Origin of the sequence: Gillisia sp. JM1 (assembly GCF_000424645.1) — a bacterium.
Classification (GTDB): domain Bacteria; phylum Bacteroidota; class Bacteroidia; order Flavobacteriales; family Flavobacteriaceae; genus Gillisia.
In genome coordinates this window covers 1-25,438 of the sequence record NZ_KE384218.1, presented here as the reverse complement: position 1 = coordinate 25,438, position 25,438 = coordinate 1, and the positions used below count along the sequence as shown (strand labels likewise).

The 25,438-nt window shown below is 34.2% G+C and carries 23 protein-coding genes; 16 read left to right on the top strand and 7 right to left on the bottom strand.

Translation table 11 applies throughout. The features are described 5' to 3' along the window. The first annotated feature begins 162 nt into the window (after positions 1-162). From H033_RS0103405 to H033_RS0103380, 6 genes are all read left to right on the top strand, one after another. A complete protein-coding gene (locus H033_RS0103405; protein WP_026837034.1) occupies positions 163-588 on the top strand; it encodes an ATP-dependent zinc protease in 426 nt (141 codons plus the stop codon). Further along, on the top strand, positions 585-1,457 hold the full coding sequence (gene rimK / locus H033_RS0103400) for a 30S ribosomal protein S6--L-glutamate ligase (RefSeq protein ID WP_026837033.1): 873 nt from the start codon (positions 585-587) through the stop codon (positions 1,455-1,457). The genes H033_RS0103405 and rimK overlap by 4 nt, the downstream gene beginning before the upstream one ends. A 2-nt stretch (positions 1,458-1,459) precedes the next feature. Continuing rightward, positions 1,460-2,449 (top strand): succinylglutamate desuccinylase/aspartoacylase family protein, encoded by a 990-nt coding sequence (locus H033_RS0103395; protein ID WP_026837032.1) that lies wholly within the window; start codon positions 1,460-1,462, stop codon positions 2,447-2,449. Then, positions 2,439-3,005 (top strand): 5-formyltetrahydrofolate cyclo-ligase, encoded by a 567-nt coding sequence (locus H033_RS0103390; RefSeq protein ID WP_026837031.1) that lies wholly within the window; start codon positions 2,439-2,441, stop codon positions 3,003-3,005. The genes H033_RS0103395 and H033_RS0103390 overlap by 11 nt, the downstream gene beginning before the upstream one ends. A gap of 61 nt (positions 3,006-3,066) precedes the next feature. Next, complete coding sequence (locus tag H033_RS0103385; protein WP_026837030.1) at positions 3,067-4,518, top strand: sensor histidine kinase; 1,452 nt, start codon at positions 3,067-3,069, stop codon at positions 4,516-4,518. A 6-nt stretch (positions 4,519-4,524) separates the two neighbouring features. Beyond that, positions 4,525-4,944 carry a response regulator gene (locus tag H033_RS0103380; protein WP_026837029.1) on the top strand — a complete coding sequence of 140 codons (420 nt, stop codon included), beginning with the start codon at positions 4,525-4,527 and terminating at the stop codon, positions 4,942-4,944. On the opposite strand, the gene H033_RS0103375 is transcribed toward H033_RS0103380, so the two are convergent. The 4 genes from H033_RS0103375 to ileS form a co-directional block, all read right to left on the bottom strand. Next, on the bottom strand, positions 4,941-5,570 hold the full coding sequence (locus tag H033_RS0103375) for a lipoprotein signal peptidase (protein ID WP_026837028.1): 630 nt from the start codon (positions 5,568-5,570) through the stop codon (positions 4,941-4,943). The two genes, H033_RS0103380 and H033_RS0103375, sit on opposite strands and share 4 nt — an antisense overlap. Before the next feature lie 41 nt (positions 5,571-5,611). Next, a complete protein-coding gene (locus H033_RS19455; protein WP_231367540.1) occupies positions 5,612-6,202 on the bottom strand; it encodes a hypothetical protein in 591 nt (196 codons plus the stop codon). Between the two features lie 110 nt (positions 6,203-6,312). Next, positions 6,313-6,696 (bottom strand): TraR/DksA family transcriptional regulator, encoded by a 384-nt coding sequence (locus H033_RS0103365; protein ID WP_026837027.1) that lies wholly within the window; start codon positions 6,694-6,696, stop codon positions 6,313-6,315. A 4-nt stretch (positions 6,697-6,700) separates the two neighbouring features. Then, entirely contained in the window at positions 6,701-10,129 is a 3,429-nt protein-coding gene (ileS, locus tag H033_RS0103360) for an isoleucine--tRNA ligase (protein ID WP_026837026.1), read from the bottom strand. 738 nt (positions 10,130-10,867) lie between these two features. Here ileS and H033_RS0103355 point away from each other — a divergent pair. From H033_RS0103355 to H033_RS0103310, 10 genes are all read left to right on the top strand, one after another. Continuing rightward, positions 10,868-11,185, top strand: a complete 318-nt coding sequence (locus H033_RS0103355; RefSeq protein ID WP_026837025.1) for a helix-turn-helix domain-containing protein — start codon at positions 10,868-10,870, stop codon at positions 11,183-11,185. Beyond that, positions 11,185-13,899, top strand: coding sequence for a DEAD/DEAH box helicase family protein (locus H033_RS0103350; protein WP_026837024.1), 2,715 nt, complete (start codon positions 11,185-11,187; stop codon positions 13,897-13,899). The genes H033_RS0103355 and H033_RS0103350 overlap by 1 nt, the downstream gene beginning before the upstream one ends. Further along, complete coding sequence (dinD, locus tag H033_RS0103345) at positions 13,896-14,735, top strand: DNA damage-inducible protein D (protein WP_026837023.1); 840 nt, start codon at positions 13,896-13,898, stop codon at positions 14,733-14,735. The genes H033_RS0103350 and dinD overlap by 4 nt, the downstream gene beginning before the upstream one ends. A gap of 4 nt (positions 14,736-14,739) precedes the next feature. Continuing rightward, entirely contained in the window at positions 14,740-16,014 is a 1,275-nt protein-coding gene (locus H033_RS19450; RefSeq protein ID WP_051227757.1) for a site-specific DNA-methyltransferase, read from the top strand. Between the two features lie 73 nt (positions 16,015-16,087). Next, entirely contained in the window at positions 16,088-17,098 is a 1,011-nt protein-coding gene (locus tag H033_RS0103335) for a DDE-type integrase/transposase/recombinase (protein ID WP_026836997.1), read from the top strand. A 130-nt stretch (positions 17,099-17,228) separates the two neighbouring features. Then, positions 17,229-17,834, top strand: a complete 606-nt coding sequence (locus H033_RS0103330; RefSeq protein ID WP_026837022.1) for a hypothetical protein — start codon at positions 17,229-17,231, stop codon at positions 17,832-17,834. Positions 17,835-17,843: 9 nt separating this feature from the next. Beyond that, positions 17,844-18,059 carry a hypothetical protein gene (locus H033_RS0103325; RefSeq protein WP_026837021.1) on the top strand — a complete coding sequence of 72 codons (216 nt, stop codon included), beginning with the start codon at positions 17,844-17,846 and terminating at the stop codon, positions 18,057-18,059. Then, positions 18,052-18,522: a hypothetical protein gene (locus tag H033_RS0103320; RefSeq protein ID WP_026837020.1), complete on the top strand. Its 471-nt coding sequence runs from the start codon at positions 18,052-18,054 to the stop codon at positions 18,520-18,522. The genes H033_RS0103325 and H033_RS0103320 overlap by 8 nt, the downstream gene beginning before the upstream one ends. Positions 18,523-18,528: 6 nt before the next feature. Next, the gene (locus H033_RS0103315; protein WP_026837019.1) at positions 18,529-18,711 is read left to right on the top strand and encodes a hypothetical protein; all 183 of its coding nucleotides are present in this window, start codon (positions 18,529-18,531) and stop codon (positions 18,709-18,711) included. Continuing rightward, positions 18,695-21,127, top strand: coding sequence for an AAA family ATPase (locus H033_RS0103310; RefSeq protein WP_026837018.1), 2,433 nt, complete (start codon positions 18,695-18,697; stop codon positions 21,125-21,127). Before H033_RS0103315 ends, H033_RS0103310 begins: the two co-directional genes overlap by 17 nt. A gap of 100 nt (positions 21,128-21,227) precedes the next feature. Here the strand turns inward: H033_RS0103310 and H033_RS0103305 are convergent, their stop codons facing one another. The 3 genes from H033_RS0103305 to gdhA all read right to left on the bottom strand — a co-directional run. Next, positions 21,228-23,633, bottom strand: coding sequence for a TonB-dependent receptor plug domain-containing protein (locus H033_RS0103305; protein WP_026837017.1), 2,406 nt, complete (start codon positions 23,631-23,633; stop codon positions 21,228-21,230). Then, positions 23,634-24,353: a DNA repair protein RecO gene (gene recO / locus H033_RS0103300; protein ID WP_026837016.1), complete on the bottom strand. Its 720-nt coding sequence runs from the start codon at positions 24,351-24,353 to the stop codon at positions 23,634-23,636. It abuts the gene before it with no gap. A gap of 74 nt (positions 24,354-24,427) precedes the next feature. Next, positions 24,428-25,438 (bottom strand): NADP-specific glutamate dehydrogenase (gdhA, locus tag H033_RS0103295; RefSeq protein ID WP_026837015.1); only part of this gene is annotated, 1,011 nt, incomplete at its 5' end.

Genomic DNA, 25,438 nt, shown 5'->3' with positions numbered 1-25,438 from the left:
AAATTTTTCTGGGTATTTAATATAATTAAGAAACTCGGGGAATTAAACCCTCAATGAGGGATTCAAATTCAAATCGCCTTACTTCATGAAGCTTCTTTTTTTTTACAAATAGATATTGAGAACCTTAAAAAATCCCATTAATCAATTTAGTAACTTGCAGCCATGGAGAAAAGACTAATAGGAAAATTTGATAAAGCCGATTTTCCAATGTTGAAAATGGAAAATATCGCGATAAAAATTGATACAGGAGCATACACTTCCTCTATCCATTGTAACAATATTGTGGAACAAGAAGATGCACTACACTGTACTTTTTTAGATGAAGAACATCCGCTTTATAATGGAACAGAGATCATTTTTAAGGATTATGATATCGTTTTTGTAAAAAGTAGTAACGGCATCATTCAGAAGCGGTTCCAAGTACAATCCACTATTAAAATTTTTGATAAGCTTTATAAAATTTCGCTTTCTTTGTCTGCTCGGCAAGAAATGCGTTATCCCGTATTGATAGGCAGAAAATTCCTTACTAAAAAATTTATTGTTGACCCAGAATTAACAGATGTCTCTTATAATTTGAAAATTAAATGAACATAAAAATACTGTCAAGAAATAGCAGTCTTTATTCTACTAGGCGACTTGTTGAAGCTGCCAAAAAAAGAGGGCATCATGTAGAGGTTATAGATCCTCTTAAATGCGATCTCATTATTGAGAAAAAGAAACCTTCTATTTTTTATAAGGGAAAAATCTTAGGAGAAACAGATGCTGTGATTCCTAGGATTGGTGCGTCTATTACTTTTTATGGCACTGCAGTAGTTCGCCAGTTTGAAATGAATGGTGTTTTTACAACTACCTCGGGTCAATCTTTAATGCGCAGCAGAGATAAGTTAAGAAGTCTACAAATTCTATCCCGAGCCAGATTGGGATTGCCAAAAACAATTTTCACCAACTACTCTAAAGATGTGGGAGAAGTGATCGCTCATGTAGGAGGCGCTCCCTTAATTATAAAGTTATTGGAAGGAACCCAAGGTTTGGGAGTAGTTTTAGCAGAAACCCAAAATGCAGCAGAATCTGTGATAGAAGCATTTAATGGTTTACAGGCAAGAGTAATTGTTCAGGAATTTATTAAGGAAGCAGGCGGCGCAGACATTAGAGCCTTTATAGTAGATGGGCAAGTTGTAGGCGCCATTAAACGTCAGGGAAAAGAAGGAGAATTTAGATCTAACCTTCATAGGGGAGGAATCGCAAGCCTTATAGAACTTAGCGATGAGGAAGAGGCTGCTGCCATAAAAGCAGCAAAAGCAATGGGTTTGGGAGTTGCGGGAGTAGATATGTTGCAAAGTTCTAGAGGACCACTTATATTAGAAGTAAATTCGTCTCCGGGATTGGAAGGGATAGAAGCTGCTACAGGGAAAGATATTGCAAAATCCATTATTAGATATATAGAAAGACATTCGTAAATATGGCTCATATAGATAAAAACAATGTTTTAGAGATCTTGGGTAAGAAAATGTTACCTGGTCAAGGTGCTGTCATCAACCTAAATATGGCTAAATTATATACCACTACTTCCGTAGAGGTTCCCGTAATAATAGAACGTTCTAAAAAATCAGGTCCTGTTATATTAATTACCGCAGGTATCCATGGAGATGAGATAAATGGAGTGGAAATTGTGCGCCAGCTAATTTCTAAAGGGATAAATAAACCGGTTATTGGTACTATTATTTGTATTCCTATTGTAAACGTATTTGGATTTTTAAATCTTTCACGTGAATTCCCCGATGGAAGAGACCTTAACAGAGTTTTTCCAGGAACCAAAAATGGCTCTTTGGCAAGTAGATTTGCATATCAGTTCGTGCAAAAAATACTTCCGGTAGCTGATTTCTGTATGGATTTTCATACCGGAGGGGCAAGTAGATTTAATGTGGCACAAATAAGAATTCAAAAAGACGACGAAGAAGGAAAGAAATTTGCTAAAATTTTCAATGCGCCTTTCACCTATTACTCCAAGACTATTGGGAAATCATATAGAGAAACGTGTAAACGATTAGGCAAAACCGTGTTGTTATTTGAAGGTGGAAAATCCCTGGATAGCAATAAGGATATTGCAAAGTTCGGAGTAGATGGAACTATGAGAGTTCTTAAACATATGGGAATGCTAAAACCTCGTTTTGTTTGTGAGGATCCGCCTTTGGACAGTATTATTATTGAAAATAGCACATGGATGCGTGCAAAATATAGCGGTTTAATTCATATAAAGATAGCATGTGGTAAACATGTAGAAAAAGGAGAATATATAGCTACTATTACAGATCCTTATGGAAAATTCAGGCATAAAGTAATTGCTTCTTATACAGGCTATGTCATTAATGTGAACGAATCTCCAATTGTATATCAGGGAGATGCTATATTTCATTTATCCATCCCATCTAAATTAGCCCATGAAGAATAATCTGCGTAAAAAATATGTGCTGAAGAGGGATGAATTGACGCCAGATCAAATTGAGGAGTTTAGTCTTGAGGTCGCTAACAAATTGCTTGAATTACCTATCTGGGATCTGGAATATTATCATTTATTTCTAAGTATTACTGAAAAAAAAGAAATTAATACCGAATTCATTCTTCATATTTTACAGGGAAAAGATAAAAATATAATTCTTTCGAAAAGCATTTTTAACACAAGAAAACTCCACAATTTTTTACTAACAGATACGACAGTTATAAGGAAGAATAAATGGAATATTCCTGAACCTGTTGATGGAATAGAGATCTCTTCAGAAAAAATAGATGTGGTTTTTGTACCATTATTGGCTTTCGACCTAAATGGGCATAGATTGGGTTACGGGAAAGGCTTTTACGATATTTTTCTTGCTTCATGCAAACCTGATGTTATAAAAGTTGGGGTTTCATTTTTTGAAGCTGAAAATAGGATCCCAGAGCTAGAAATTAGCGATATTGCATTAGATTACTGTGTTACACCAAAAAAAACATATAGATTTAAAAAATAACCAACTATATTTGGTAAATTTTTAACATTAGCTTACATTTAAATTCCCCAACTAACAATTGATGCTCAACGACCTTCAGTTAAATAATATTTTAGAAGATTTTGACATTGCCTATTGGAAGATTAATCTCCTTACAAAAGAAATTAGCTGGTCCGATCATTTTGAAACTTTGGTTGGCACTCCTCCCACTGATTATTCCATATTTGAACATTTTATGAACAACGTCCTTCACAAGGATTACCGGTATGATTATCGGGTTGCTTTTGAAAATCTAACTTTAGGCTCTGAAGATCTAAATCAGGAAATTAGATTGAAGCTCAAGAATGATAAATTTAGATGGTTTGAGTGTCGAAATTTGAAAAGAAAAGACAGCAACAATATAGAAACTGCGGTGTTGCTATTTGTAAATATCCATCAATCCAAAAGAGACCAATATACTATAGAGGAGAATTTCTTCTATTATCGGGAAACGGCTGAAATGACCACGACCGGCGGATGGTATATAGATATTACCACAAAATCTATTTACTGGGACGATGTCACCAAAAAGATCTTGGACTGCCCAAAGGATTTTAATCCAGACTACGATAAAAGATTACAATTTTATGCTCCCGAGCATCAAGAACAGGCAAATTATATTTTCGAAAAATGTGAGAAATACGGGATTCCCTTTAAGACAGAGCTCAAAATGGTAACCCTGTATGGACGCGAATTCTGGGTGCAAGCTACCGGGAAACCTGTTTATAATGAGGAGCAACAAATTATTGGGATTCGAGGAGTATTACAAAATATAGATGAAAATAAAAGCAATGAGCTTAATTTGCAGAATTCCTTAGATATCATTGCTGCACAAAACTCCAGATTGTTCAATTTCGCGCACGTGGTATCTCATAATTTAAGATCACATAGCAGTAATTTAAGTTTGGTGGTGCAATTGCTGAATGAAGCAAAAAACACACAAGATAAAATTGATCTTATTGAAAACGTTGAGGATATTTCAGAAAATCTAGATGTTGCTATTTCAAGGTTAAATGATATGGTTTCGCATCAAAATCTTTTGAAGAAAGAGCGCACTCTTGTTTCTTTCAAGCAATCTTTGGACATTGTTATTTCTTCTGTTTCTTCATTAATTAATAGAGAAAGCGCCAAAATAATAGCCGAATTTAAGGCTCTAAAAGAAATTTCGTATATTCCTGAATACTTGGAAAGTATTTTACTAAATTTAATAACTAATGCTATTCGATATAAACAACCTGGAAGAGTCCCTGTTATTTTTATACAGACCTACTCTGTTAACGACCAGAATTTTATAGAGATAAGCGATAATGGGGTTGGTATAGATCTGGACCAATATGGCGATAAAATGTTTGGTATGTATAAAACATTTCATCGTAATCCAGATGCTAAAGGTATAGGCTTGTTTATCACCAAAAATCAGGTGGAAACGATGGGAGGGTCTATTTCTGTTACCAGTACTGTGAATATTGGAACAACGTTTAAAATTAAATTCTAGATCTTAATGGGGCAAAAAATGGAGCTAGCGTGTATTATTGATGATGATAAAATATACGTGAACTTGGTACGCAAAATCATCGAAATTAAAAAATTATCGGAAAATTTATTGATTTTCAAAAATGGATTGGAAGCCTTAGATTACTTCAAGATAATTCTAACCAATATGACAGAAGAAAAGTTACCAGATATCATTTTCTTAGACCTAAACATGCCTGTAATGGATGGATGGGAGTTCTTAGGAGAATTTATCAAGATCAAAAACCAATTCGACAAAAAGATTGTTCTTTATGTCGTATCCTCTTCTATAGATCCAAGAGATCTTGAGAGAGCAAAATCATTTAATCTGGTTACAGATTATTTGATTAAGCCAATTGAACTAAAGAAGTTTGAAAAAATATTCGACAGAGTTGCTAGTGTTGCTTAAGAAGAATACCCTACTTCTTCAGTTTCCTTTTTATTAGGAAATGCTTTCTTGTTGAATACCAATAATAACCCCACTCCAACACTTATTGCTGTATCTGCAATATTAAATACCGGATCAAAGAAAGAAAAATTTTCTCCACCCCAGAACGGAATCCAATTTGGCAATACCCCGTCATATAACGGGAAATAAAGCATATCTACAACCTTTCCGTGAAATAATGTGCCATAACCACCGTTTTCAGGCAAAAATTGCGCTACATGGCCGTAACTATCGTCGAAGATAAGGCCATAAAAGACAGAATCTATTATATTCCCAAAAGCACCTGCAAAGATACATGCGATAGCAGTGATCAAAATACGGGAACCATTATTTCTAACTGAATCCCATAACCAATACCCAATCCCAACTATAGCTCCTAATCTAAAAAGCGTAAGCAATAATTTACCATATTCTCCTGGGATCTTGGCTCCCCAAGCCATACCTTCATTTTCTACAAATAGGATACTAAACCAGTCCAGCACCTTAACTTCTTCTCCTAAAACGAAGCTAGTTTTAATATATATTTTAGAGATCTGATCTATTAAGAGGAGCAAAATTATAATTAGCGAAGCTTTTTTTAAAGACATGTATGGATTGAGTTAAATCGGGTCAAAAATACTAATATTATTTAGTTTTCTACTATTCTAATATCTCCATTGATGGAGGTGGCTTTTATTACATGCTTTCCACTATCAACTGAAGGTAGAATAACTTTTCCATTTCTAGAAGAAGCGGTTACGGTTGCATCTCTAGTTTGTATCGTTATTGCTCCATTATAAGTGTTAACTAGGGCGTTCCCAGTAAAATTAGAAAGATTACAATATCCCGAGTTTAATTGAACTTGAATTGAGTCATATACTCCTTCGGCTTCTACCGATGCTATATTAGATTTTACAAAAACCTCCAATTCTTCAGGGATCTCTAAGGTAATCTCTAATGAAAACACTTTATGCGCGCTCAACTTATCAAAACCACTTTTTAAGATCTCACGAAATTTGGTAGTTAGATAAATAGCGTTTTCTCTCACTTCAGTATTTAAGGCAATATCATTAAAATATTCTCCTTCAGAATGAGTTGAAATAGAAATCAGATCGCTATTTGTTGAAGTTTTTATAATGATCTTAAAAACCTCATCGGTATCTATATATATACTTTTAATCTCCTTTGCACCTAATTGTTTAGAAGTGTCTTTTTGAGCGGAAGCGAAAAGGCTAAGCAAGAAAATTAAAAAAGTTAGTCAAAATTTCATGACGAGTTCAATGCAAAAAACGCTCCAAGCTAATGTAAAACATTAACTGGAGCGTTTTATTTTATTTAGAAATCTGTAGCCTAGGCCTGTAGGTTTTTGGCTTCAATACTTAAAGTAGCATGTGGAACCAATTTAAGACGTTCCTTTGCGATCAATTTACCGGTAACTCTACAAATTCCATAGGTTTTACTTTCAATACGCACTAAAGCGTTTTTAAGATCTCTTAGGAATTTTTCTTGTCTAATAGCCAACTGTGAATTCGCTTCCTTGCTTAATGTTTCACTTCCTTCTTCAAAAGCTTTGAAAGTAGGAGATGTGTCATCGGTACCATTGTTACCGTTGTTCATATATGCACTTTTGTAAAGATCTAGTTGCTCTTGTGCCTTATAGATCTTTCCCAAAATCAGGGTCTTGAATTCTGCCAGATCGGCATCGTTGTAACGTTCTTTAATCTCTGTTGACATGGGCTTAATGTTTTTTAATACTCAGCTTTGTAACAATATTGTCGAATTCTATTTCCGTTCCGACTTCAATTACATCTGCAAACTCGAGATTTGCAGTGAGTGTCTCGTTTTTAATATACTTTATATTTTGTTGTACAGCATCCTCGACAATGCCATCTCTAAGTAGGGTCACATCTATGGTATCGGTAACTTCCAAGCCGGAATCTTTTCTTAAATTCTGAATTCTATTTACCAATTCCCGGGCAATTCCTTCTTTTTTCAATTCTTCAGATATGCTCACGTCTAACGCCACTGTAATATCTCCGCTACTAGCAACTAACCAGCCTTCAATATCCTGTGATGTTATAATAACATCCTTGGATGCCAAATTAATCATTTTTCCGTTAATTTCAACAGTTATTTCACCATCTCTATCAACAGTTTCTATATCTCTTACAGTAAAATTGTTAATAACCTCAACTACTGCTTTCATATCCTTACCATATCTAGGCCCAAGCACTTTAAAATTAGGTTTAGCTTGTTTTATTAATAAACCGGAAGCATCATCTATTAGTTCTATAGATTTTACATTTACTTCAGATTTAATAAGGTCTTCAACGGCTAATATCTCTTCTTTTTCTTTTGGGTCTAGTATTGGGATCATGATGCGTTGCAATGGCTGACGAACTTTGATCATTTCTTTTTTACGTAATGAAAGTACCAAAGATGAAATTGTTTGCGCTTTTTGCATTTTATGCTCTAATGATTCATCGATAATCGATTTATCAAAAACAGGAAAGTCTGCTAAATGCACCGAAGAGAATTGCTCTTTTCCGGAAACTTCATTTAGATCTTTGTAAAGCTTATCCATAAAAAATGGTGCTACTGGCGATCCTAATTTAGCAACTGTTAACAAACAAGTATAAAGGGTTTGATATGCTGAAATTTTATCTTGCTCGTAATCTCCCCCGCCAGAATGTCCTCGTCGGGCTGGTTTCCAAAATCTTCTTCTACTTAGCCTAACATACCAGTTGCTCAAATTTTCCTGAACAAATTCTGAAATTGCTCTCGTAGCTCTAGTTGGCTCATACTCTTCATAGAATTTGTCAACTTTTTCAATAAGCGTATGCAATTCTGAAAGTACCCAACGGTCAATTTCCGGGCGGTCTTTCATTGGCACATCTTCCTCTTTATAACTAAAGCTATCCAAATTGGCATATAAAACGAAGAAAGAATAGGTATTGTAAAGAGTCCCGAAGAATTTCCTGCTTACTTCTGCAATTCCTTCAATATCAAATTTTAAGTTATCCCATGGGTTTGCATTAGAGATCATGTACCATCTTGTAGCATCTGGTCCAAAAGCGGCTAATGTTTCAAAGGGATCTACAGCATTTCCAAGCCGTTTAGACATTTTTTGTCCGTTCTTATCCAACACCAATCCGTTAGAAACAACATTCTTATAGGCTACGTCATCAAAGATCATAGTGGCAATAGCGTGCAGGGTATAGAACCAACCACGAGTTTGATCTACTCCTTCAGCAATGAAATCTGCTTTTCGCTCGCCGTTCTCTACCATTTCCTTGTTCTCGAAAGGATAATGCCATTGTGCATAAGGCATAGAACCAGAATCGAACCATACATCGATAAGATCTGCTTCTCGTTTCATGGGCTTTCCAGAAGCTGAAACCAAAGTAATAGTATCTACAACATTCTTATGAAGATCTACCAAGTCATAATTCTCATCGGAGAAATTATCTACTTCAAATTCAGCAAAAATATCTTTGGTCATAAGGCCAGCTTCAACAGCTTTGCTCATTTCCTCTTTTAGTTCTTTAATAGAACCAATCATTATCTCTTCTTTTCTATCTTCTGTTCTCCAGATAGGCAATGGCACACCCCAATACCTACTTCTAGATAAATTCCAGTCGTTTGCATTGGCTAACCAATTTCCAAACCTTCCTTCTCCAGTAGCTTTTGGCTTCCAGTTAATAGTCTGGTTTAATTCAAACATTCTATCCTTAAATTCGGTCACTTTAATGAACCAAGAATCTAATGGATAGTATAAAATAGGTTTATCAGTTCTCCAGCAATTAGGATAACTGTGCACATATTTTTCAACTTTAAAAGCACGATTGTCTTCTTTTAATTGAATTGCGATTTCTACATCTACAGATCTTTCCGGGGCTTCTCCATCATCATAGTATTCATTCTTCACATATTTCCCGGCAAGCTCGCCTAATTCTTCTCTAAATTTCCCTTGAAGATCTACAAGAGGAACCAAATTATCGTTTTTATCTTTTACCAATAATGGCGGAACTTCTGGCACTGCCTGTTTTGCAACCATAGCATCATCTGCTCCAAAAGTTGGGGAGGTATGTACGATTCCGGTACCATCCTCTGTAGTCACAAAATCTCCAGCGATCACTCTAAAAGCATTCTCAGGATTATTATAAGGTTGAGCATAAGGCATTAATTGCTCATATCTTATCCCAACCAAATCTGCTCCATTAAAAGTCTTTTCTACAAAATAAGGAATTGTATCTCCTTGTTTATAAGATTTCAGTGCTTCTTTATTTTCAATTTTATGGAATTTCTTGTCGAATTGTTTTTCCACAAGATTTTTAGCCATCACGACGTAATTGGGCAGAAAAGTGTACTGATTAAAAGTAGAAACCAGCGCATATTCTATTTTTAATCCCACCGTTAATGCGGTATTAGATGGCAAAGTCCACGGAGTAGTTGTCCAAGCTGTAAGGTAGATTTCGTTAGAAACTTCTGAAAGGAAATCTGGTAAACTTTCTGGTTTCACCTTGAACATTGCAGTTACCGTAGTATCTGTGACATCTTGATAGGTGCCCGGCTGATTCAATTCGTGTGAACTCAATCCTGTTCCCGCTTTTGGGGAATATGGCTGAATGGTATATCCTTTATAGATAAGGCCTTTCTTATATATTTCTGAAAGCAACCACCAGACAGTTTCCATGTATTTGGATTTGTAGGTGATATATGGATCTTCCATATCTACCCAATAGCCCATTTTTTCTGTAAGATCGTTCCAAATTCCTGTATAACGCATTACTGCACTCTTACAAGCATCATTATACTTTTCTACACTGATCTTAGTTCCTATATCTTCTTTGGTAATTCCAAGCTCTTTCTCTACACCAAGCTCTATAGGCAAGCCATGAGTATCCCAACCTGCTTTTCTTTTAACCTGAAATCCTTTTTGAGTTTTATATCGGCAAAAAATATCTTTAATAGAACGCGCCATCACGTGATGAATTCCCGGAAGGCCATTAGCCGAAGGCGGTCCTTCAAAAAACACAAATGGCTGTGCACCATCGCGTGCACTCATACTTTTTTCAAAAATCTCATCCTCTTTCCAGTAGTTAAGAATTTCTTCAGCAACTTTTGGTAAGTCAAGTCCTTTATACTCAGGGAACTTTGCGCTCATTATATCGTAATTTCTTTTGAATTGCGAAAATAACGATTTTTGAGAAAAGAGAAGGCTGTTATTGGTTAAAAAGCGACCATCATAAATGGCAACAATATTTTGGAAAATTTGTGGTTTTTATATATCCTTTTAGTCCCCAATGAGCTATCGGATCTTCTCGTCACCCGGAGACCCGTGATAAAAAAATTTATCTAGCGTAGGAAATTGACGCATGATGGTTCCTAATCGATTTTTTTTAGAACTTCTTTTTTACAAGTGTAGTGCTTCCCCGGCGAAAAATTTTCGAAGCCTTGGAGAAAATTTAGCTGGGGAAGTACGGTTCTAATTATGCGGTAGCATAATTGGAAACACCTACAAAAAAGTGTCCTTTTTTTGGTTCGTTTTCTTGGACAAGCAAAAAAATGAACAATCCTAAAAATTAAGCAAATCTTTATCGATTAAAAGGAGCGTTTTCCAGATTCTTAGAAAATACATCAATGGTAACTTGTTTCAGGGTCTCCTCCATATTTTACTGGGATACTAAAACAAGTTTTACAAAAGCTGAAAGCCAACCGCACAAATAGCACATTTGGTTTTTCCCTACACATAATCCAACACCTTAAAAACCAAAAGAGTTATTTTTTCCCACCGCTCACCGACTGTTAATAAGTTCGGAACACAAATTCATTGAATATAGAAAAAGGCTGATTACATTTGACATTAATTGTCAAGTGTAATTAATCAATTGATATTTCACAAATGAAAAATAACAAATCTACAGGCGAAATTCTTAGAGAAAAAAGGGAAGAAAAAGGGTTGCTCCTGCGACACGTTTCTGCTGAACTCGATATTGATACAGCTATACTCAGTAAAATCGAAAGAAGCGAACGAAAAGCAACAAAAGAACAAATCCTAAAACTTGCCGAAATACTGAATTTAGACAAAGACAATCTAATTATTCAATATCTGAGCGAAAAAATACTGTACGAAATAAAAGATGAAAAGCTTGGGAGCAAAGCATTAAAAGTAGCTGAGCAAAAAATGAAGTACATAAGCAAAAATAAAAGCGGAAATTGATGGAATTAAAATTAGAACTATTAGAATATCAAGAAACCGCAATCAAATCTGTTGTAAATGTTTTTGAAGGCAATGACAAAAACACATTTGATAATGCTTGTACGGATGGTATTCGTGCAAATATCTGTACGCTTTCAAATGAGCAGTTGACAGAAAACATCAAATCTATTTTACTTGAAAATGGAATTGATGAAGCCATTGCGAAACTTGAAGAAATGCGTGAATTGACCATTGAAATGGAAACAGGAACAGGAAAAACGCTTGTTTACATTAAGTCCATTTACGAAATGTTTAAACACTACGGATTTACAAAATTCATCATTCTTGTTCCTTCAGTTGCTATTAGACAAGGAGTTTTAAGTACACTTTCGATTTTTGAAGAACAACTGGAAGAAATTTATGGGTTTACACCTAAAGCATTTGAATACAGCAGTAAACGACTGAACAAAGTTACCAATTTTGTTGAGGAACAGCATCCGCAAATAATGGTAATGACTTTAGCTTCTTTCAATTCAGAAGACAAAATTTTGAACCAAGCCAAAAGAGAAGACCTTTTTGCAAACATCCCATTTATTGAAGCTATTGGACGAACCAATCCAATTATCATAATGGATGAACCTCAAGAGGGAATGGACACACCGAATTCTATCAATCAAATAGCTAAATTAAATCCTTTATTTAAAATCAGATATTCTGCAACACATAAAGTTTCAAAAAACAAATTGTATCGTTTAACACCTTACGACAGTTACAAACAAGGTTTAGTAAAAAAGATTGAAGTTTTAACTGTTACCGAAAAGAATGATGAAGCCACTTTAAAACTTGAACTTTCGGAAACCAAAAACGGAAAAAATCCGATTCAAGCAAAAATTAAAGCTTGGCATCAATCGACAAGTGGAAAGATTGAATTTAAGGATTCTAAATGGCTGAAAGATGGAGATAACTTAGGAAAAGTAACGAACAACCCAAGTTATTTAAAATACACAATTAGCAGAATTAATAAAAGTCTAAGAACTGGAAAATGGTCTGTTAGTTTTCATAATGGAGTTGAGATTTTTGAAAAACAAGCTTCTGGAAATGTGCAAAGTATTTGGGCTTTACAATTAGAATGGCTAATACTTCGTCACTTTACAAAAAAACAAAAACTACAAGAAAAAGGCATAAAATGCCTTTCGCTTATTTTTATTGATAAAGTTGCCAATTATGTAAGTGATGATCCAATAATCAAGAACCTTTTCATTGAAAAGTATAAAGAAATATACCCAGAGTTTCACGACAACAAAGAACCAACAGCAGAACATATTGAAATGATTCAAGGTTCATATTTTGCCAAAACCACAAAAAATGAGTTTACAGATAATGAAACATCAATGCGGAAAAATAAAGACGTTTTTGATGCCATTCTAAAAGATAAAAAAGGTTTGTTAAGCTTTGGTGTTTCCATTTCAAATAAAATTGAGTTCATATTTTCACACTCTGCTTTAGGTGTTGGTTGGGATAACCCTAACATTTTTAATATTGCAACATTAAGCAACTCTTTTTCTGAAATCAAAAAACGTCAAGAAATTGGTAGAGGGTTAAGAATATGTGTAGATACTAACGGACAGCGTATTTATGACAAATTAAATGTAGATGAAGCTGACCGAATTAATCAACTAACAGTAATTCCAAACGAAACCTACGAAACTTTTGTAACGCAATATCAAGAGGAAATAAAAGAGGTTTACGGAACACCAGATGCAGGTGCTGGAATGACCCATACACACAAAGGAGAAAAACAAAATGAAGTTTTATTTAAGCGTAGCGAAAATGACACTATAAATAAAGCATTTAAACGATTCTGGAATGCTTTAGCTAAGAAAACAAATTACACCGTAAGTTTTGATGAAGCAACATTGATTAAAAGAAGTAAAGATGCTTTACATACTATTGAAATTGCTGATTATGTAGCGGAAGTAAGTAGCAGAACCATAGGTTCAATTTCGGAAGAGGGCATTGAAGATGAATATGGAGGAAAACAAAATTACAAGCTAAAGGCTCATTTCTCAGCTTTAGACCTAATAGAAGAAATAAGTGAAAACACAGGTTTAAGTTACATCACAACCTTCAAAATAATAGGAGAAACAAATCACGAAAATTTTGCTAAAAATCCTCCGCAATTTATTCACCAGGCATCTGCTTTAATTAAGAATATTGAACTAGAAGAAATGATTAGAGGTTTAAACTATCATTTAACAGACGAAACCTTTCCTTTTGAATTTAACGATTTTGTAAAACAAGTAGATTACGGAGATTATAGAGATACGCCAAATAGAGGTTTTTACAACCGTATGCTTACTGATAGTGACATAGAAAGAAGTTTTGCATTGGGAGCAGATAATGATGATGAAATCATTTGCTTTATGAAACTGCCTGCATACTACAAAATCCCTACTCCTATTGGAAACTACAATCCCGACTTTGGTATTGTAATGAAACGTAAAAGTTTGAGAGATGGAAAAGAAAGTGAGTTTTACTTTGTAATTGAAACCAAAGGAACAAACGACATTAACGATAAAAAATCACTAAAAGAAAGTGAGATTTATAAAATAGAATGTGCCCTTAAGCATTTTGCCACATTAGGAGTAGAAGTACAATACAAAGCACCTGTTAAAGATTATCAATATTTTAAAACAGAAGCTTCAAAAGACATTAATAAACATATTGAACAATGAAATCAGACGAAATAAAACAACTTTTTACTCAATTTGAATCTGCATCTTCAGATTTAGAAGGCATTGAATGTTGGAGTGCAAGAGAGCTTCAATCCCTTTTGGGTTATAGCAAATGGGAAAATTTTGAAAAAGTAATTCAGAAAGGAAAAAATGCTTGTACTAATGCTGGAGAAGAAGTTTCTAATCATTTTCCTGACGTCAGGAAAACGATACCAATGCCCAAAGGTGCACAAAAAGAAATTGACGATATTCTTTTAACACGCTATGCTTGTTATTTAATAGCCCAAAATGGAGACAGCAGAAAAGAAGAAATATCTTTTGCACAAAATTATTTTGCAATTCAGACCAGAAGGTCTGAACTTATCGAACAACGATTACTTGAAAATGAACGGGTGAAAGCCCGTGAGAAACTAGGCCAAACCGAAAAAAAATTATCAGGCGTATTATACGAAAGAGGTATTGACGGAAAAGGGTTTGCCATTATTCGTTCTAAAGGAGACCAAGCACTTTTTCGTTTAAACACACAATCACTTAAAAAGAAAATGGGTGTTCCAACAACTCGTCCAGTTGCAGATTTTTTGCCTACCATAAGTATAAAAGCAAAAGACCTTGCAGCAGAAATGACAGGTTTAAATGTACAGAGTAAAGATTTGAATGGGCAAAACCCTATAGAAAAAGAACATATTGACAATAATCTTGCGGTAAGAAATATGCTTACTAAAAGAGGTATTGTTCCAGAAAACTTAGCTCCCGCAGAAGATGTGAAAAAATTACAACGAAAGCTAAATGCAGATGAAAAAAAGGTTTTAAAAGAGTCAAAAACTAAAAAGAAATAGGCTGATGGAAAATATAGAAGACACAAGCAACCCAATGGAAAACGTACAATCTCACGATTGGAACAAAGAAAGACTGGAACAATTAAAACAGTTGATGCCAGACCTTTTTACCAATGATGGCAAGCTGAACGTTAGCGAACTCAAAAAAGTAATTGACCCTAAAAGCGTAAACGAAACCGAACGTTACGAATTTAGATGGTTTGGCAAAAGCAATGCCAAGCGTGAAGCTTTTACACCTACTGATGCTACGCTTGTTTATGATGAAAATAGAAGTGTAAACCCTGCCGAAAGTGACAACTTAATAATTGAAGGAGAAAATTTAGCGGTATTGAAATTACTAAGCAATAGTTACCGTGAACAAGTAAAGTGCATTTACATAGACCCACCATACAATACAGGAAAAGACTTTGTGTATTCTGATAAATTTAACCAAGACAAAAAGGAATATTGGGAAGATGCTGAAATAACCGAAAATGGTTTTAAAATAGACACCAACGCAGAAACTGATGGGCGTTTTCATAGCAATTGGCTCAATATGATGTATAGCCGATTACTCATTTCTAAACAACTATTAAAAAAAGATGGAATAATTCTAATGTCTATTGATGATAATGAAGTACATCATTTACGTAAATTATGTGATGAAGTATTTGGGGAGGAAAATTTTGTTGGAATATTTTGCTGGAAAAATAAGTATGGTGCAGGAGCAAAAACGAAAGGATTCATTGAAGTTCACGAGTATATCCTATGTTATTCAAAAGAAATCATCAAAAATATTGAAGCTGATTTAACTAAAGAGCAAATTGCAGAGTATGACAAAAGGAAAGATGAGAAATACTCTACAAGAGGTGGTTATGTTACACAACCATTGATGACAAAAAGTATGGATGACCGTGAAAACTTAAAATATACTGTTGAATATAATAATGAAATTATTAAGCCACGCAAACAATGGGTGTGGGAAGAATCAAGGCTACTTGAAGCTATCAAAAATTATGAAGTTGTTTTTAAAAAGAAAAAAGACGGAGAATATAGTGTAAGGAATAAAGTGTATTTAAAAGATGAGAATGGAAATATTAGAAAAGGGAAACCCATAACTGTTCTAAATGGACCATTTAATCAAGATGGTACTAAAGAAGTTGAATCTTTAATTGGTGCAGGGATTTTTAGTTTTCCTAAACCAACAGCACTTTTAGAATATTTATTATCATTTACTGTAAAGTTTCACTACAATGTTGATGGCATTTCATCCCTTTCGGGGTTTTCTTTGAAGGCGTAGCCGAAAAAGAAAACCCCGAAAGGGTCAGATAAAAAAGTTGATTATTTTTGTTTTACCACAAATAAAAATAATTATGCAACAAATCTATCATTTCAATGCCACTACGAATATAAATATTCGTACCCAAATTCAAACCAATTCTGCTACAAATTCCGAATTGGCATCAAGGTTCAACGTTTCCAAACAAACTATTTCAAAATGGAAAAACAGGGATTTCGTCCAAGATGTTTCCTGTGCGCCCCATAACATTATATATGCTTTGACCGATTTGGAAAAAGCGCTTGCCATAAGTTTGAGGAGTTCCACGTGGCTACCCATTGATGAGGTCTGGGAATCTTTGTTGGAGGGTAACCCGGCAATTTCAAGAAGTTCTGTCTACCGTTGTTTTGTGAAGGAAAACATCAATAAAGTACCTCAGGAAAAGAGGGATATTGCCAAAAAATTCAAAGCCTACAAACCAGGGTACCTACATATAGATGTAACCTATTTGCCCAAATTCGAAGGGCAGTCATATTATTTATTTGTGGCAATAGATAGGGCCACCAGGACTATGTTCTATGAGGTCTATGAAAACAAAAAGGCTGAGAGCACAGAAGATTTCATGGACAAATGCCTGGATTTCTTTCCGGTCCATATCAGTCATATCTTAACCGATAATGGACTTGAATTCACCAACAGGCTTATTATGTCCAAAAAAGGAAAACTTTGTGACAAGCCTTCTAAAATGGATGTGAAATGCATGAAGAACAACATTGAACATAGGCTTACAAAACCAGCAACACCAAAAACGAACGGTATGGTGGAAAGAGCCAACGGAACGATTAAAAACAATACCATCCTAAAAATAAAATATCAAAACAAACAGCAGATGGGGAAGGATATGATGGAGTTCCTGTGCTACTATAATTTGTACAGGAGGCATGGTTCTTTGAGAAAAGAACTTAATGTGAAAACTCCTTTTCAAGCAGTTGAAAAATGGTACAAAATAGAACCTGAATTATTTAAAACAACACCCAATGAATTTAAAAATAAAATCCTAAGTTTACAATCTGATCTTAATCAACTTCCATCAACAACCTTGTGAAACTCGACAATTTACAATTAATGAACAAGAAAATAATGATGATATTTTTCTTGATTTTTTTGCAGGTTCAGGAGCTTTAGGGCAGGCAATATCATCCATAAATAAAGATGGTAAAAATCGTAAATATATTTTGGTTCAATTACCTGAACAAACAGATGAAAAAAGTAAAGCCTTCAAAGCCGGTTACAAAAAAATAAGCGACATCACTATTGAGCGTAACAAACGAGTAGTTGAAAAAATCATTAAAGCAAAGAAAGAAGCAACACCTGACTTGTTTAAAAAAGAGGAAAGCGAACAAGAGCAATTGAAAGGTTTAGGATTTAAAGTATTCAAACTTCAAAAATCGAATTTCCCAAGAGTAGAATACGCTCCAAATCCTGAATTGTCTGATGTAGAAAATATTGAACTGCTCAAAAAATACATCAAAGACAAAGAAGCTCAATTGGTTAATGCGTTTAACAAAGATGAATTAATAACCGAAATACTAATCAAAAACGGTTTCAAACTCAATTACACCCTAACTAAACAAGAGGAATTTAAGAAAAATGAAATTCTATTTGCCACAGATGGCGATAAAGAAACTCTAATCTGTTTAGATGTAATTATTGCAGACGAAACTGTAGTCCATTTTAAAACCCAAACAGATAAAAAACTAATTGTACTGGAACGTGCCTTAGACACCACCAAAAAATGGAATTTAAAACACGCTATGGGCGATAAGTTTAATGCTTTTTAAAAACCACGAATGGAAAAATATTCAAATAAAAGAGGGAATTCACCTATAACTTATTTTCAAATCGAAAATGATAGAATTATTGTATGGTTCAAAGAAGGAAAATCATATACCTATAGCCATTTGAAAGCTGGAAGACATCACGTTGAGCAGATGAAAACTTTAGCAAGAACTGGTAGCGGACTATCTGCCTATATCACTCAAAATGTAAGGTTTAAATATGACTAATCAATTAAACGAAAATATTATTACAATATATTTTGACAGTCCAAAACCATTTGAGGCATCCAATATAAAACCATTAAATGGTATTGCAGGTTTGTACTTTATTTTTACACAATCTATTGATATTCAATATCCTTTTGACAAGTCAAAGTTGTTGTATATCGGTATGAGTGAAAGGAAAACCAATAGTATAGGCAATCGTTTGTTGGGACATTTTGGTGGTAAATCAAAAAATTTAGGATTAACCAATTACCGAAAAGTTGAACCTCTATTATTTACCTACATCAATTTTGAAATGCTCAAAAATTCATGGCAGTTCCGAATTGAAGATTTGGAAAGTTATTTCATTTTGGATTTTGTGGAACAATATGGTGTTTACCCAATTTGCAATAACAAATCTGGTTTTGAAATTCAAAACAAAACACTCACTTCCAGTTTTAAAATTGATTGGAAATATTTTAAATAAACGATTATGGCAGAAAAAGTGAAATCTGGTAAAGAAATATTAGATGATTTTTTCAACGAAATTGACGAAATTGAAAATGTAGATGTCGATATAGCAAAAATGCTATCGGAACTATATCAAAATGATAAGTTGACAGATACTAATGTTAAAAATGAACTTCAAAAACTGAGAGATGAAGACAAGGATTAATAACATAACCATCAAAGGGATTAGAGGTGCGAAAGACAGTTTAGAATTACCGCTAAATGGAAAATCTATTTTGCTTTATGGCGACAATGGAACAGGTAAAAGCAGTATCTCTGATTCTATTGAATGGTTTTATACAAACCGAGTTTCACATTTATCAAGCAACAGCGAAATAGATTTAAAAGATGCTTTAAGAAATTCAACTCTTAATGCTGATGATATTTCTAAAGTAAACATCTCATTTGTTAAAGAACCTGATTTAGATTGCTCCAAAACGCTGTTCAATAAACGAGATAAATTAACTACAGATTTTTCAAATGCTTCTGATATTTTCAAGCAATATTTAGACAGCTCAAAAGAAGAAAACCTTTTATTGCGTTATCAATATCTTACAGACTTCATTGATACCACAAAAGGGGACAAATTAAAATATTTGTCTGATATAATAGGTTTTTCAGAGGTAACAAAGAAAAAAGAAGTCCTTAGAAAAAGTTACAGTTCCATAAAGACAGAAATCAAGAATCAAAATTTTGAAACGCTAATAAACAATGAAAAACAAAAACTAATTGAAAAATTAGGTGCTTCCATTAGTCAAGAAGAAAATCTAATTGAAAAGATAAATGAGAAAATAAAACCTCTCAAAACTGGTATTGAGGTTAAGGAAATGGAGGATATTAATAAAATTCTTGGTCACTTAAAAAATTCCACCAACAATAATTTAAATAAAGAATTAGCATTTTTAGAAAAAGCAAATACCGTTTTAAATACACTTAAAGCGGAGATTGATTTTATTGGTTCTGAATATGTGCAATATTATGATGAATTTGAAGTGATTGCCAATGATGTTGAGAGCATTATGCAAACCTTTTTAGGAGAATTACTAAAAACAGGAGATACCGTTTTATCAAAAAAGTATCATAAAGAAGCAAGTTGTCCGCTTTGTTTACAACCAAAAAATGTAGAAGAACTCCGTACAGAAATTGCAAGTAGGTTAAAAGCCATTGAAGAATCTTCTAAGAAAAAAGCATCTTTTGATAAAGCTAAGCAGTTAGTAAACACAATAACCGTAGAGCGAATAAAAAGACTTGATACGGTTCTTTCGGAAAGCTTAATTACAGCAGATGAAAGCAAACTAATTAAAACGGGATTTGTAGGTTTAAAAGGAAAAATTGCTGAATATCAAAAATCGAGTTTAGAGCGAGTAACTTCAGGAAACAAAATACCTAAAGCTGAAACAATTAAATTATCAGCAACCGATTTTGACTTTCAAAATGGAATAGCAACAAGAATTAAGCAAATACAAGAAATTTTTAAAAAGGATAATTCCGCAGTTCTTTACTCAAATATTTCTGCTTCCAAAGACGCATTTCTAAAAATAAAGCAATTTGAAAAGCAGAAAGTGAAACTTGAAAAACAACGTAAGACTTTAGAGATTATTTACAATGAATTTGTAAAAAGGCAAAAGGAAGGACTTGAAAATTTCATATCAGCTTTCTCTGGTAAAATAAATGAATATTACCAAGATATGAATCCTGATGAGCCTTTTCAAGACATTGCAATTGAAACTATTGGAGAAGAAGACGAATTAATAGGAATAACAATAAAATACAAATACAATGGAAATTGGGTTTCTCCTCCTCAAAAATATTTTAGTGAATCACATTTGAACTGTTTTGGATTATCATTCTTCTTGGCTTCTGTAAATGCCTTTAACAAAAAGAATGAATTTATTGTTCTTGATGATGTTATTTCAAGTTTTGATTCGAACCACAGAAAAAGATTTGCAGAACTTATTTTTGAAAAATTCTCAAAATATCAAATCATATTACTTACTCACGAAGAAGATTGGTTCACAAATATTGTTAGCCCTTTAGCAAAAAATAAAAATTGGCTAATAAACGAGATTAAATGGACGGAAGATAAAGGAACATACCTTGAAGAAGAACCAAGCGAATTAAAAGAAAGAATTGAAAAGAATTTAGCAGAAAGCAATGTCGCAGATTTGGGAAACCCTATTCGTAGATACTTAGAATTTTCACTAAAAGAAATAGCATTTAACATTGAAGCTAAAGTATCTTTTAATTACAATGGAACAAATGAGCATAGAATGCCACACGAGTTAATAATTCGTATCAAATCTGAAATAAAAGTATGTAGCCCTGAGTTAAAAAATCAATTCACTTTGATTGACAAGATATTAGCTTCTCCCATCTTGAATAGCTTATCACACGCAAGTACATTCAATCCAAAAGCTGGTGATTTAAAAGCTTTCTGGGCTGATATACTTGAATTAGAAAAAATATTTATCTGCGAACAATCGGATTGTAAAAGACCAATGGTTTCTTTAAAGAATTATGATACTGTTGCGAAAAAAATAAGATGTGGTTGCGACCATACAAAATATGACTGGAAAAAATAAATGCCAACGCTAAAAGCCATTTCTATATTCAATTGTTTTAAAAGAAGTCTAGAATTAGTCGAATAAAATATTTGCTATAATTTGTTTTTAAACAAGTAATCTACAAACTGTATCTCACTGCTATTATAAAATTTATGCCCGCAGATGATATCCCGGAGGAATAGGTTCTATATAACTGATCTGTTATGTTTTCTATAGATGCTGTAGTGCTCCAATGGTCAGAAAACCGATAATTCGCAGTGATATTTAAAGTATACCAATCTGCAAAATATGGATTACCGTTATTATCTACTGCATATAAATAAGCTTTTCCCTGTTCCGAAGGAGCCAGCTCATCAAAATCCAAGCGTCCGTTATATTCTGAAAAAAGATCCAATTTCAACTTATCTTTTGTCCAAACCAAATGTGTATTTCCATAAATTGGAGCCGCATGTCTAAGCGGTGCTTTACTTCCATCATCCTGTTCCTCTTTTCCTTTGGTAATTGTAAGCTGAGAACGTAGTTTTAAATTGGTTGAAAGTCTTGCTTCCAATCCGCCCTCAAAACCATAAACATACGCACTTGCAGCATTTTGCATTGCTTGTACTCTACTTGGTTCTCCTTGATATTCTACAGTGGTTGTACCCTCAAGATCATAATCCCTACGCACTAAAGCATCATCCAAGTACGTATAAAAGCCAGCCAAGTCTAAAGTGATAATTTTAAACACTTTCCATTTCACTCCAAGCTCTCCATTATAGGCATATTCCGGTTTTAAGTGCGGATTAGGAATTACCACTGCACCGGGTTCAGAATCGAAAATTTTTCCAATATCATCTATATTGGGAGCTCGAAAACCAGTAGAGAAATTTAATTTCCATTCTGTATTTCCATTTTGGCGCCAGCTTAGACCCGCGCTTCCTGTTAGCGCACCCGTATTAATATTTGCGTTATCAAATGGAAAATCATGCACTAAAGCTGGAAAATCTGCTTTAATAATTATATGATTATAACGCAAACCAGATTGAATATTTAAATCTTCATTTAGCTTCCAATTATAACTGGAATATGCCGCCAGCGATTGCCATGTTGAACCATCTGGATATCTGGATGGATTGCCACCTTCAGCATTAGTAAGAATATTTCTGGTTTTTCCTGTGGAATTAACCTCATCTAGAACATACTCTACCCCATAAAAGAGTTTATTATCACCAAAATTCTTTTCAAAATCTAAATTAGCGGAATAGGCATCGACATTTTCGGTATTTATGTAAAGCGTTTCATCATCAAATTTCCTGTCGAATCTGCTTTCTTCAAAATTCTGATAAGCAGCAGTAAATTGAAGCTTATCATACACTTTTCCATTTCCCTTTTTATTGATACTGAAGTTCCCCGAAAACCACTTTTGAGGACCATAATACCATTCTCCATATCTTAAATTTCCATCTCTCTTTTGCACCAAACGATCGTATCTGGAATAATTAGAAGTTTCAGAATAAATTAATCCTAAACTAAAATCCCAAGTTTTATTAGGCATAAAAGCTACTTTTTGAAGCAGATTGATCTGATCGTATCCAGTGGGAACCTGAACTTTTGGGTCTTTATTTACTACAATTCTATCTTCTCCATTAATTCGGGTCACATATTCAGGTCTTAAAAATTCTTCAGGGCCGTTACTTCCTATTTTAAGATTTCCAAAATCTGAATAAGAAACACTGCTTAAAAAAGCCCATTTTTCAAGACCTATATTAAAGTCGGCATGAGCGGTTTTTTCGTCATTTGCAGTAGCGTATCTGGTGTACGCATTCGCATTAAAAGAAGTGCCGCCATTTAAGGAATAAGAAGGTTTCAAGGTGTAAAAATTCATCACCCCTCCAATAGCATCGCTTCCATAGACCACCGATCCCGGGCCTAATATAACCTCAGCTCTTTCCACAGCAAGTGGATCTATAGAAATAATATTTTGAACATTACCACTTCTAAAAATAGCAGTATTCATTCGAACTCCGTCTACGGCAATTAATAAGCGATTGGTAGAAAACCCTCTAATCATGGGGCTTCCACCGCCAAGCTGGCTTTTTTGAACATACACACTCCCAGTACTTTCTAAAAGATCTGCGGAAGTTTGTGAATTTGAAAAAGCTATTTCTTCTGAAGTTATACTTACAATTCGTTGCGGAATATCTTTTTTGTCCTGCTCAAATTTAGCTACTGAAAGCACCACTTCTTGTAACATATTTTCATCTTCCACTAAAAAAACCTCATAATTCCTACCTATTTCCGACTTTAACATTCGCTTCTCCAAATGTGAAATATGCTGAAAGATCAACTTTTCATCTATAGAAAATAAAGAGATATTAGCCTCTCCTTTCAAATTGGAAAGTACACTTTTGGACTTATTGAGATTATAGATAGCAACATTTCCAATTGGATTCTTGGTTACTTGATCTAAAATTGTGATCTCTTGGGCTTGAAATGATAATGTAAAAAATAGCAGCGAAAATAAGCTAGTATAAATTGATCGCATTTAATTGAAGATTTCGTGTAGGATAGTAAGCGACTTCGGCTTTTTAAAGGATTCTATATGTAACATATAATAGTTAAGCAATAATTCTAAAAGCTCAGCTCGGTTAGATTTTGTTAGCTTTATTTCATTTAATGCCTCAAAATTTGTGCCCAATAGCAACTTTAAGTTTTCTAAAACTGCGCCACTTACACAATATCCATTTATTTTAGAATGCTGAAAAACACCGTCCATTAAGTTAAAATATGGAAGTTCTATTTCTGAATCTTCAGGGTAAAAACCTAGATATTGGGTTAACTTGAGAAGAAATAAAAGATGGAAATTTGCTATGTCTGAATGGGTATCCAGCCAATTTATAGCTCCTTCTAAATAATCATACAATTCTTCATTTTCTTCTTCTTCATGAATTGTATTCTTAAGCATTTCAGAAAGGAACATCACCATAGTAGATTTAACCACCTCGGTATGTAGCGTTTGATAATGAACCAGGATCTTGGCGTCCTGCAAATATTCCAGACTACCTTTATTCTTATGGTTTGCTACCAAATCTAACTGAGTTAATGGCTGAAATAAGGAGGTTTTGAATTTCCCTTTTCGGGATTTTAAGATCCCCCGCAACATATATGTTTTAAGTCCCGATTTTTGCGTGTAACATTTCACGATCAAATCGGCCTCTGCATATTTTAAGGCACTTATTACAATTGCGTTGGTATTAACTACCATGACTGAAATTTTGCGGAAAGATAATTAAAAAAGCCGCTAATAGCGGCTTTCGTAATTCTATAATATAAATGAAATTATACTACTCCCTGCGCAAGCATAGCATCTGCTACCTTTACGAAACCAGCGATATTTGCTCCTTTCACGTAGTCTACATTTCCTGTACCATCACTTCCATACTCTACACAGGCATCATGAATATCTTTCATAATTGCATGAAGCTTTTTATCTACTTCTTCTGCAGTCCAGTTATATCTCATAGAGTTTTGAGACATTTCAAGACCAGATGTTGCTACACCACCTGCATTAGATGCTTTTCCTGGAGAAAATAAAATGTTCGCTTTCTGGAATACCTCTATAGCTTCAGGAGTTGTTGGCATGTTAGCACCTTCTCCAACCAGTTTACAGCCGTTTTTCACCAATTGCTTAGCATCATCTTCGTGTAACTCATTTTGAGTAGCGCATGGCAATGCAATATCACATTTTGTACCCCAAGGAGTTTGTCCTTCAAAATATTTAGAGCTTTTAAACTTATCAGCATATTCAGAAATTCTTCCACGCCTTTCGTTTTTAAGCTCCATTATAAATGCTAATTTTTCAGCATCTATACCAGCTTCATCTAGGATATATCCTCCAGAATCAGACATAGTGATCACTTTTGCTCCAAGTTGTGTTGCTTTCTCTGCAGCGTACTGCGCAACATTACCAGAACCTGATACCACTACCGTTTTCCCTTCTAACTTATCTCCTTTTAATGCCAACATGTTTTGTGCGAAATAAACATTCCCGTAACCTGTTGCTTCTGGACGAATCAAAGATCCACCGTAAGAACGACCTTTCCCGGTAAGTATACCAGTAAATTCATTTCTAATACGCTTATATTGTCCAAACAAGAATCCAATCTCACGACCACCAACTCCTATATCTCCAGCAGGTACATCTGTATCTGCTCCAATATGGCGTTGTAATTCGGTCATAAAGCTTTGGCAGAACTTCATTACTTCATTGTCAGACTTCCCTTTTGGGTCAAAATCTGATCCTCCTTTACCACCACCCATAGGCAATGTGGTTAAGCTATTTTTGAATAC

What these genes read in the sequence shown, in the direction of transcription:
- H033_RS0103405 (WP_026837034.1), top strand. Translation starts at nt 163, where the DNA reads ATGGAGAAAAGACTAATAGGAAAATTTGATAAAGCCGATTTTCCAATG.
- rimK (WP_026837033.1), top strand. Translation starts at nt 585, where the DNA reads ATGAACATAAAAATACTGTCAAGAAATAGCAGTCTTTATTCTACTAGG.
- H033_RS0103395 (WP_026837032.1), top strand. Translation starts at nt 1,460, where the DNA reads ATGGCTCATATAGATAAAAACAATGTTTTAGAGATCTTGGGTAAGAAA.
- H033_RS0103390 (WP_026837031.1), top strand. Translation starts at nt 2,439, where the DNA reads ATGAAGAATAATCTGCGTAAAAAATATGTGCTGAAGAGGGATGAATTG.
- H033_RS0103385 (WP_026837030.1), top strand. Translation starts at nt 3,067, where the DNA reads ATGCTCAACGACCTTCAGTTAAATAATATTTTAGAAGATTTTGACATT.
- H033_RS0103380 (WP_026837029.1), top strand. Translation starts at nt 4,525, where the DNA reads ATGGGGCAAAAAATGGAGCTAGCGTGTATTATTGATGATGATAAAATA.
- H033_RS0103375 (WP_026837028.1), bottom strand. Translation starts at nt 5,570, where the DNA reads ATGTCTTTAAAAAAAGCTTCGCTAATTATAATTTTGCTCCTCTTAATA.
- H033_RS0103365 (WP_026837027.1), bottom strand. Translation starts at nt 6,696, where the DNA reads ATGTCAACAGAGATTAAAGAACGTTACAACGATGCCGATCTGGCAGAA.
- ileS (WP_026837026.1), bottom strand. Translation starts at nt 10,129, where the DNA reads ATGAGCGCAAAGTTCCCTGAGTATAAAGGACTTGACTTACCAAAAGTT.
- H033_RS0103355 (WP_026837025.1), top strand. Translation starts at nt 10,868, where the DNA reads ATGAAAAATAACAAATCTACAGGCGAAATTCTTAGAGAAAAAAGGGAA.
- H033_RS0103350 (WP_026837024.1), top strand. Translation starts at nt 11,185, where the DNA reads ATGGAATTAAAATTAGAACTATTAGAATATCAAGAAACCGCAATCAAA.
- dinD (WP_026837023.1), top strand. Translation starts at nt 13,896, where the DNA reads ATGAAATCAGACGAAATAAAACAACTTTTTACTCAATTTGAATCTGCA.
- H033_RS19450 (WP_051227757.1), top strand. Translation starts at nt 14,740, where the DNA reads ATGGAAAATATAGAAGACACAAGCAACCCAATGGAAAACGTACAATCT.
- H033_RS0103335 (WP_026836997.1), top strand. Translation starts at nt 16,088, where the DNA reads ATGCAACAAATCTATCATTTCAATGCCACTACGAATATAAATATTCGT.
- H033_RS0103325 (WP_026837021.1), top strand. Translation starts at nt 17,844, where the DNA reads ATGGAAAAATATTCAAATAAAAGAGGGAATTCACCTATAACTTATTTT.
- H033_RS0103320 (WP_026837020.1), top strand. Translation starts at nt 18,052, where the DNA reads ATGACTAATCAATTAAACGAAAATATTATTACAATATATTTTGACAGT.
- H033_RS0103315 (WP_026837019.1), top strand. Translation starts at nt 18,529, where the DNA reads ATGGCAGAAAAAGTGAAATCTGGTAAAGAAATATTAGATGATTTTTTC.
- H033_RS0103310 (WP_026837018.1), top strand. Translation starts at nt 18,695, where the DNA reads ATGAAGACAAGGATTAATAACATAACCATCAAAGGGATTAGAGGTGCG.
- H033_RS0103305 (WP_026837017.1), bottom strand. Translation starts at nt 23,633, where the DNA reads ATGCGATCAATTTATACTAGCTTATTTTCGCTGCTATTTTTTACATTA.
- recO (WP_026837016.1), bottom strand. Translation starts at nt 24,353, where the DNA reads ATGGTAGTTAATACCAACGCAATTGTAATAAGTGCCTTAAAATATGCA.